Source organism: Promicromonospora kroppenstedtii DSM 19349 (assembly GCF_000515355.1).
GTDB lineage: Bacteria > Actinomycetota > Actinomycetes > Actinomycetales > Cellulomonadaceae > Promicromonospora > Promicromonospora kroppenstedtii.
Map to the genome: position 1 here is coordinate 82,348 of NZ_KI911577.1, position 481 is coordinate 82,828.

General features: G+C 66.3%; 1 protein-coding gene. It reads right to left on the minus strand.

Annotation, left to right across the window (positions count from 1 at the left end):
• On the minus strand, positions 1-323 hold a 323-nt coding region (locus PROKR_RS38295), incomplete at its 3' end, for a DUF7169 domain-containing protein (RefSeq protein WP_425414846.1).
• Positions 324-481 lie beyond the last annotated feature (158 nt).

A 481-nucleotide genomic window follows, 5' to 3' on the forward strand; every position in this document is an offset into this window, starting at 1 on the left:
CGGGTGAGTGCTCGGTCTAGCTCCCGGCGGCGCTCGGTCAGCGCCTTCGCTGCGTGTTCGAGCACGCGATCCGCTCGGGATGTTGCCCCCCGCAAGGCCGGACGCCTGGCGTCTAGCACTGTGTCTGCCGTGGGGTCGGAGGGACGGCCGCCGGACGATCGCTCGGTAGTGTCGTCGCGGGGTCTCGGGACGGGAGACGCTTCCCACTGGCGGGCGTAAGCGTCCGGGAGTAGTGCGAGTAGTGCATCGGTCTCTTCTCGAATGACACGCGCGAGATGTGCAACGACGGAGTTGCCCGGGGCCTCGCTGGGGTTGCTGGGGATGTTTCAGCCATTTAACGGACACTCCTCAGGATCGTGACGCGGAACAGTGGGTGAAGTGGGTCTCACTGGCGGGTGATTCACGCGGGGGCGCCATAGCCATGTCCCCAACTGGGCCCATAAACCTCCGGCTCGGCGACGATCGGCACGCCGTAGAAGTC